Origin of the sequence: Streptomyces sp. TRM68367, from assembly GCF_014495685.1 — a bacterium.
In the GTDB taxonomy this organism is placed as follows: Bacteria; Actinomycetota; Actinomycetes; order Streptomycetales; family Streptomycetaceae; genus Streptomyces.
This window is the reverse complement of the sequence record NZ_JACTVI010000174.1, coordinates 1-8,448: the sequence shown is the minus strand read 5'-3', so window position 1 is coordinate 8,448 and position 8,448 is coordinate 1. Positions and strand designations below refer to the sequence as shown.

Below are 8,448 nucleotides of genomic sequence, written 5' to 3'. Positions count from 1 at the left end.
CCCCATACCACAACAACGAGGACCAAGGCCCGAAGCCACGGCTTGTTTCCCGGCAAGCCCTAACTACACGGCATTGGGACTAGGCCTTGCGGAGGCGGAACGTCAGGTTCAAGCCCTCGTCGGTGAAAGGCTCGCCGTACGTGTCGTCCGCCGCGCCTTCGGTGAAGTCCGTGGCGAGTACCTCGTCGGCGATCATGGGCGTGTGCTCCGTCAGCGCCTCGGCGACAGCCGTGTCCGTCGACGTCCAGCGGAGCGCGATGCGGTCGGCCACATCCAGCCCGCTGTTCTTGCGGGCCTCCTGGATCAGACGGATCGCGTCACGGGCCAGGCCCGCACGGCGCAGTTCCTCCGTGATCTCCAGGTCCAGGGCGACCGTCGCCCCCGCGTCGGACGCGACCGACCAGCCCTCACGCGGGGTCTCTGTGATGATCACCTCGTCGGGAGCGAGTGTGACCGTCTCGCCGTCCACCTCGACCGACGCCGTCCCCTCGCGCAGCGCCAGGGACAGCGCCGCCGCATCCGCGTTCGCGATGGCCTTGGCCACGTCCTGGACGCGCTTGCCGAACCGCTTGCCCAGGGCCCGGAAGTTGGCCTTCGCCGTCGTGTCGACCAGCGAACCGCCATCCGCTGCACCAGCGGGGGAATCTGCCAGCGACGCGAGCGAGGAGACGTTCAGCTCCTCCGTGATCTGCGTGTGCAGCTCCGGGTCCAGCGTGTCGAAGCCGGTCGCCGCGATCAGCGCACGCGACAGCGGCTGCCGCGTCTTGACCCCCGACTCCGCGCGCGTGGCACGCCCCAGTTCCACCAGGCGCCGCACCAGCACCATCTGCTTCGACAGCTCCGGGTCGATCGCGGCGAGGTCAGCCTCCGGCCACGACGCCAGGTGCACCGACTCCGGCGCGCCCGGGGTGACCGGCACGACCAGGTCCTGCCACACCCGCTCGGTGATGAACGGGGTCAGCGGGGCCATCAGCTGCGTCACCGTCTCGACGACCTCGTGCAGCGTGCGTAGCGCCGCCTTGTCGCCCTGCCAGAACCGGCGCCGGGACCGGCGCACGTACCAGTTCGACAGGTCGTCGACGAACGCGGACAGCAGCTTGCCGGCGCGCTGGGTGTCGTAGGCGTCGAGGGCCTGGGTGACCTGGTCGGTGAGCGCGTGCAGTTCGGACAGCAGCCAGCGGTCCAGGAGCGGGCGGTCGGCCGGGGCCGGGTCGGCCTCGGACGGGGCCCAGCCGGACGTACGGGCGTACAGGGCCTGGAAGGCGACCGTGTTCCAGTACGTGAGGAGCGTCTTGCGGACGACCTCCTGGATGGTGCCGTGGCCCACGCGGCGGGCCGCCCAGGGGGAGCCGCCGGCCGCCATGAACCAGCGGACCGCGTCGGCGCCGTGCCGGTCCATGAGCGGGATCGGCTCCAGGGTGTTGCCCAGGTGCTTGGACATCTTGCGGCCGTCCTCGGCGAGGATGTGGCCCAGGCAGACGACGTTCTCGTACGACGACCTGTCGAACACCAGGGTGCCGACCGCCATCAGCGTGTAGAACCAGCCGCGGGTCTGGTCGATCGCCTCGCAGATGAACTGCGCCGGGTAACGGGCCTCGAAGATCTCCTTGTTCTTGTACGGGTAGCCCCACTGCGCGAACGGCATCGAACCCGAGTCGTACCAGGCGTCGATGACCTCCGGCACACGCGTGGCCGTCTGCCCGCAGCCGCCCTGCGGGCAGACGAAGGTGACCTCGTCGATGAAGGGGCGGTGCGGGTCCAGGTCCGACTGGTCGGTGCCGGTCAGCTCGGTCAGCTCGGTGAGGGAGCCGACGCAGGTGAGGTGGTCGTCCTCGCAGCGCCAGATCGGCAGCGGGGTGCCCCAGTAGCGGTTGCGGGACAGCGCCCAGTCGATGTTGTTGTTCAGCCAGTCGCCGTACCGGCCGTGCTTGACCGTGTCCGGGAACCAGTTGGTGTTCTCGTTCTCCGCGAGGAGGCGGTCCTTGATCGCGGTGGTGCGGATGTACCAGGAGGGCTGCGCGTAGTAGAGGAGCGCGGTGTGGCAGCGCCAGCAGTGCGGGTAGCTGTGCTCGTACGGGATGTGCTTGAAGAGCAGTCCGCGGCTGCCGAGGTCTTCCGTGAGCTTCTCGTCCGCCTTCTTGAAGAAGACGCCGCCGACGAGGGGGACGTCCTCCTCGAAGGCGCCGTCCGGGCGGACGGGGTTCACGACCGGCAGGCCGTAGGCACGGCAGACCTTGAGGTCGTCCTCACCGAAAGCGGGTGACTGGTGGACCAGACCCGTACCGTCCTCGGTCGTGACGTACTCCGCGTTGACCACGAAGTGGGCCTCTGCGGGGAATCCAACGAGCTCGAACGGGCGCTGGTAGGCCCAGCGCTCCATCTCGGCGCCCGTGAAGGTCTGCCCGGTGGTCTCCCAGCCCTCGCCGAGCGCCTTGGCGACGAGCGGCTCGGCGACGACCAGCTTCTCCTCGCCGTTGGTCGCGACGACGTAGGTGACCTCGGGGTGCGCGGCGACCGCGGTGTTGGAGACCAGGGTCCAGGGCGTGGTCGTCCACACCAGGAGCGCGGCCTCGCCGGCCAGCGGGCCGGAGGTGAGCGGGAAGCGGACGTACACGGACGGGTCGACGACCGTCTCGTAGCCCTGCGCCAGCTCGTGGTCCGACAGACCCGTGCCGCAGCGGGGGCACCAGGGGGCCACGCGGTGGTCCTGGACCAGCAGGCCCTTGGTGAAGATCTCCTTGAGCGACCACCAGACCGACTCGATGTACTCGGGGTCCATGGTGCGGTACGGCTCGTTGAGGTCGGTCCAGTAGCCCATGCGGGTCGTGAGCTCTTCGAACGCGTCCGTGTGCCGGGTCACCGACTCGCGGCACTTCGCGTTGAACTCGGCGATGCCGTACGTCTCGATGTCCTGCTTGCCGGAGAAGCCGAGCTCCTTCTCCACGGCCAGCTCCACCGGGAGGCCGTGGCAGTCCCAGCCGGCCTTGCGGGACACGTGGTAGCCGCGCATGGTGCGGAAGCGGGGGAAGACGTCCTTGAAGACCCGGGCCTCGATGTGGTGGGCGCCGGGCATGCCGTTGGCGGTGGGCGGGCCCTCGTAGAACACCCACTCGGGGCGGCCCTCGGACTGCTCCAGGCTCTTGGCGAAGATCTTCTGCTCGCGCCAGAAGTCGAGCACTGCGTGCTCGAGCGCGGGCAGGTCGACCTGGGCGGGTACCTGGCGGTACGTCGGCGTTGTCATCAGCGGGCTTCCTCCGGCGGACTTGCTGCCTTCCGTCCGGAGGGACGAGAGCTACGTCCTTGCCTGCGCCGCTTTCGGCGCGCTCCCGCGGTACCACCCTCCTTGGCCCGCCGACGCAGGTTGTGCGTCGGTGAGCCCCCTCATTGGGTTCGCGATGCCGGTTCTACTGGCCACTGCGCTCGGCTGCGGTTTTCTTCCGGCGGCTCCGGGGTGATCTTCACGTCGCGCTCGCCCCCGGGCTTCCACCGTCCCCGGGTCGCTCTGGGCTGCGTACGCCGCTACTCGTCCCCATCCACGCTTTTCGCTGCGCCCAGTGTACGGCGCCGGACCGACAGCGGCCGACCGGATTTCCCCGCCCCCGGCGCCGGGGTGCCGTATGGCGTGGCGTGACCCGAATGGCGCGGTACGGGCGTTCGGATCCTGGGACGTCCGGCTCGGCGGATTACCGGGCGGGGAGCTGGGCACAACGCATGCATGCTTGTCGCGCGGCATCCGCGAGGCGGGCGAATCGGGCGGTGCGCCCCGTTGCCGCGGGACTCAAGTCGATTTATCGTCCCAGCACGATTCGCGAGCAAGATCACAATATGTGAAGGGGCCGCGGCCATGGTGGCGAAGAAGACCGCCGTACAGCAGTCGGCGTCCGGCAGGTCGGCGCGGACTTCCGGCGGCGCGGCCGGTGCCACCGACGGTGCGGCCAAGGACGTCGGCGGAAAGAAGAGCACGAGCACGCAGGGCGGCGCCGCGGTACGTGCGGCGGAGCCGGTGAAGACGGTGCGGGGGGTGGCCGGCGGCGCGAAGGGGGACACCAAGAAGACGGCGGCCCAGAAGACGGCGGCCAAGAAGGCCCCCGCCAAGAAGGCCCCCGCCAAGAAGGCCCCCGCCAAGAAGGCCCCCGCCAAGAAGGCGCCGGTCAAGAAGAGCGCGACCAAGAAGGCGCCGGTCAAGAAGGCCGCAGCCTCGAAGGCGGCGGCCAAGAAGGCGTCGGCCACCACGAAGGCCGCGGCCAAGAAGAGCGCGACCAAGAAGGCAGCTGCCGAAAAGACAGCGCCCAAGAAGGCGGCGACAAAGAAAACGGCCGCCAAGAAGGCCGGGGCTGAGGAGACCGGCGCCAGGAAGGCGGCGGCGAAGACCGCGGCCACCAGGAAGAGGGCTGCCAAGAAGCCGGCAGCCAAGGAGACGGCCGCCCAGAAGACGGCTGCCGAGAAGAGGGCCGCCGAGATGACGGCGACGAAGAAGGCGGCTGCCGAGAAGGCGGTCGGGAAGGCCCCCGCCAAAAAGGCGGCGGCCAAGAGCACCACCACGAAGCGCGCGGTCGCGAAGAGCACCACCGAGGCCGGCGCGGTCACGAAGAAGGCGGCCGGGAAGACCACGGCCAAGAAAGCGGGCGCGGCAAAGGCCGCGAAGCAGACGGGAGCCACGACGGTGGGTGCGAAGAAGACTCCTGGCACGGCCACGGCGGCGAAGACCGCCGTTCCGAAGGCACGGATCGCCGCGGCGGAGCCGGGCGAGCTCGCGGTGCGCCCCGGTGAGGACCCCTGGACGCCGGAAGAGGTCGAGGAGGCACGGGCCGAGCTGCAGTCCGAGGCGAACCGGCTGCGCGCCGAGATCACCTCGTCCGAGCAGTCGCTCGTCGGCCTGATGCGGGACTCCGGGGACGGCGCGGGCGACGACCAGGCGGACACCGGAACCAAGAACATCACGCGCGAGCACGAGATGGCGCTGGCCGCCAACGCGCGCGAGATGCTGATCCAGACCGAGCGTGCCCTGGAGCGGCTCGACGCCGGCACGTACGGGCTGTGCGAGAACTGCGGCAACCCCATCGGGAAGGCCCGCATGCAGGCCTTCCCGAGGGCCACTCTGTGCGTGGAGTGCAAGCAGAAGCAGGAACGGCGGTACTGATCGGCGGAGTATGCCTCCTGAGCACGTGGGGCGCCGATGACGTGCCGTACCCTCGTCCTCAGTCAGGCACCTAGGTTGAGGGACTCACGTGGCAGAGGCGGAGCGCATCATCGGTACGCCGGACATCCCGGAAGGGGCGCGGGCCGAGCAGGAGCAGCCCGGCGGGAACGCGCGGCCGGACGAGCGGTCCGGCGCCGAGGTGGCGCGGGCCCCGGCCGCCGGGTCCGGCGCCGATGACGCGGACGCCGGCGACACGGGCGGGCCCGCCGCCGGCCGAGCCGATGACACGGCGTCGTCCGGCGCGGCCGAGCCGGCGGGCGGTGCCGCCGCGCGGCCGCGCGGCAAGCGCCGTGTCGCCGTGCTCTTCGCGGTGGCCACCTTCGCGTACGCCCTGGACCTGATCAGCAAGATGATCGTGGTCGCCAAGCTGGAGCACCACCCGCCGATCGAGATCATCGGGGACTGGCTGCGGTTCGAGGCGATCCGCAACGCGGGCGCGGCGTTCGGCATCGGCGAGGCCTTCACGGTCATCTTCACGATGATCGCCGCGACCGTGATCGTGGTGATCGCCCGGCTCGCCCGCAAGCTGTACAGCCTGCCCTGGGCGATTGCGCTCGGCCTGCTGCTCGGCGGTGCGCTCGGCAACCTCACCGACCGGATCTTCCGCTCGCCGGGCGTGTTCGAGGGCGCGGTCGTCGACTTCATCGCGCCCAAGCACTTCGCCGTGTTCAACCTCGCCGACTCGGCGATCGTGTGCGGCGGCATCCTGATCGTGCTGCTGTCGTTCAAGGGGCTCGACCCGGACGGGACCGTCCACAAGGACTGAGTGCCGCAAGGGCCGATCCCCGCGGGCTGTCCACAGGCTCGTACGGGGCGGTCGGAGCCGTCCGGCATACTCGACGGGTGAGCACGATTCCCGAGATCCGTACCCTGCCCGTGCCCGACGGCCTGGAGGGCGAGCGCGTCGACGCCGCCATCTCCCGCATGTTCGGCTTTTCCCGTACGAAGGCTGCGGAGCTGGCCGCGGCGGGCAAGGTGCTGGTGGACGGCACAGTGGTCGGCAAGTCCGAGCGGGTGCGCGGCGGCGCCTGGCTCGAGGTCGAGATGCCGCAGGCGCCCGCGCCGGTGCAGGTGGTCGCCGAGCCGGTCGAGGGCATGGAGATCGTGCACGACGACGAGGACGTGGTCGTGATCGTCAAGCCGGTCGGTGTCGCGGCCCATCCGTCGCCGGGCTGGACCGGGCCGACGGCCATCGGCGGCCTCGCGGCGGCGGGCTACCGCATCTCGACGTCCGGTGCGGCCGAGCGCCAGGGCATCGTCCACCGGCTGGACGTCGGTACGTCCGGTCTGATGGTGGTCGCCAAGTCCGAGTACGCGTACACGTCGCTCAAGCGCCAGTTCAAGGAGCGCACGGTCGACAAGCGGTACCACACCCTCGTCCAGGGCCATCCCGACCCGACCAGCGGCACCATCGACGCGCCCATCGGGCGGCACCCGCAGCACGACTACAAGTGGGCGGTCACCGCCGACGGCAAGCCGTCGGTCACGCACTACGACCTCATGGAGGCGTTCCGGGCGGCGTCCCTGCTCGACGTGAAGCTGGAGACCGGGCGTACGCACCAGATCCGGGTGCACATGGCCGCGCACCGGCACCCGTGCGTGGGTGACCTGACGTACGGCGCGGATCCGACGCTCGCGAAGCGGCTCGGGCTGGCCCGGCAGTGGCTGCATGCCGTGCGGTTGGGCTTCGAGCATCCCGGGGACGGTCAGTGGGCGGAGTTCTCCTGCGACTACCCGGAGGATCTGCAGAAGGCGCTGGACCAGGTGCGGGAGGAGACGTACGCGTGAGTGGTCCGTCGTACGTCGTGCGGGTCGCGGAGGACGCCGCGGATCGTGAGGCGTGTTTCGCGGTGCGCAAGGAGGTCTTCGTCGGGGAGCAGGGGGTGCCCGAGGAACTGGAGTACGACACGTACGACGCCGATGCGGTGCACGTGCTGGCGGTGCGGGAGGACGGGGTGCCGCTCGGGACGGGGCGGTTGCTGCGGGACGGGCCGTCGGTGGGGGTGCTGGGGCGGCTCGCGGTGACGCCTAAGGCTCGGGGGCTGGGCGTTGGGGCCGTGCTGGTGCGGGCGATCGAGGATGCGGCGCGGGCGCGTGGGCTGGGGGCGATGGAGCTTCATGCGCAGACGCATGCGGTGGGGTTCTATGAGCGGTTGGGGTACGAGGCGTACGGGTCGGAGTATCTGGAGGCAGGGATTCCTCATCGAGGGATGCGGCGCGTGCTTGGGTGACGGCGGCGTTGTGGTTGCTCGCCGTTGGGTTTGCCCGCCCGCGCGCCCCCCTTTTCCAGTCGGCCGAGCGGTTGCCGTTCCCGCGGGGGTTGAGCGTCGCCGGTGGGTGCGGGTGGTTGCGCTCGTGGGTACGGGTGGGTTGCTTCGGTCTTTCTCGCCGGCTCTATAGGCTCAGGTCATGGCTCGCAACGTCGTGATCAGTGGTGGCGGTACGGGGATCGGGCTCGCGGCGGCGCGGGTGTTCGCCGCGGGCGGGGATCAGGTGCTGCTGCTCGGGCGGCGTGCCGAGGTGCTGGAGAAGGCCGGGGTGCCCGGGGCGCTCACCTACGCGGCGGATCTGAGCAAGCCGCGTGGTGTGCGCGGGGTGGAGCGGTTCGTGGCCGCCGAGTTCGGGACCGTGGATGTGCTGATCCACGGCGCCGGCGGTGCGGGGTACCTGGAGCCGAAGGTGGACAGCGACGAGCCGCTCGACGTGGTCCTGCACAACTGGAGCCTCAACTTCGGGCTCAACACCCTGACGGCGGTGCTGCTCACGGAGGCGCTGAAGGACCGGCTCGCCGACCCGGGCGGGCGCGTGCTGTTCCTCAGCTCGATCGCCGCCTACCGGGGCTCGGGCAACGTGGCGTACGCGGGCGCCAAGGCGGCGCTGCATCCGTACCTTCATGATCTGGCCCGGCAGCTGGGGCCGCGCAGCATCACCGTGAACGCGGTCGCGCCCGGGTACGTCGAGGACACCGAGTTCTTCGGGGACGTCATGGACGAGGCGCGGCGGCAGCGGCTCATCGCCGAGACCTCGAACGGGCGGGCCGGCACGCCCGGTGACGTGGCCGCGACCCTGCACTGGCTGGCGTCCCACGCCGCCGGGCACATCACCTCGCAGATCGTCCAGGTCAACGGCGGCGCCGAGCGCGGCCACTGAGCCGCCCCCGTCGGCGCGTCCGGCAACGGCGGGTTCAGCCGCGGCCCGTGCACGGGACTTCGGCCGGGCCCGTGCGCGGGTGCTGGTGAGTGCGGCGG

Annotated in this window: 6 protein-coding genes; 5 read left to right on the top strand and 1 reads right to left on the bottom strand. The window is 70.7% G+C overall.

Annotated features, from left to right (window positions below):
- Positions 1 to 79: 79 nt before the first annotated feature.
- Positions 80 to 3,241, bottom strand: coding sequence for an isoleucine--tRNA ligase (ileS, locus tag H8R17_RS43465; RefSeq protein ID WP_187828693.1), 3,162 nt, complete (start codon positions 3,239 to 3,241; stop codon positions 80 to 82).
- 603 nt (positions 3,242 to 3,844) lie between these two features.
- Here ileS and H8R17_RS43460 point away from each other — a divergent pair.
- From H8R17_RS43460 to H8R17_RS43440, 5 genes are all read left to right on the top strand, one after another.
- Positions 3,845 to 5,140, top strand: coding sequence for a TraR/DksA family transcriptional regulator (locus H8R17_RS43460; RefSeq protein WP_187828692.1), 1,296 nt, complete (start codon positions 3,845 to 3,847; stop codon positions 5,138 to 5,140).
- A gap of 88 nt (positions 5,141 to 5,228) precedes the next feature.
- A complete protein-coding gene (gene lspA / locus H8R17_RS43455) occupies positions 5,229 to 5,966 on the top strand; it encodes a signal peptidase II (RefSeq protein ID WP_187828691.1) in 738 nt (245 codons plus the stop codon).
- A gap of 77 nt (positions 5,967 to 6,043) precedes the next feature.
- Positions 6,044 to 6,988 (top strand): RluA family pseudouridine synthase, encoded by a 945-nt coding sequence (locus tag H8R17_RS43450; protein ID WP_187828690.1) that lies wholly within the window; start codon positions 6,044 to 6,046, stop codon positions 6,986 to 6,988.
- Complete coding sequence (locus H8R17_RS43445; RefSeq protein ID WP_187828689.1) at positions 6,985 to 7,431, top strand: GNAT family N-acetyltransferase; 447 nt, start codon at positions 6,985 to 6,987, stop codon at positions 7,429 to 7,431. The genes H8R17_RS43450 and H8R17_RS43445 overlap by 4 nt, the downstream gene beginning before the upstream one ends.
- Positions 7,432 to 7,609: 178 nt before the next feature.
- Complete coding sequence (locus tag H8R17_RS43440) at positions 7,610 to 8,350, top strand: SDR family NAD(P)-dependent oxidoreductase (protein WP_187828688.1); 741 nt, start codon at positions 7,610 to 7,612, stop codon at positions 8,348 to 8,350.
- The last annotated feature ends 98 nt before the right edge of the window (positions 8,351 to 8,448 follow it).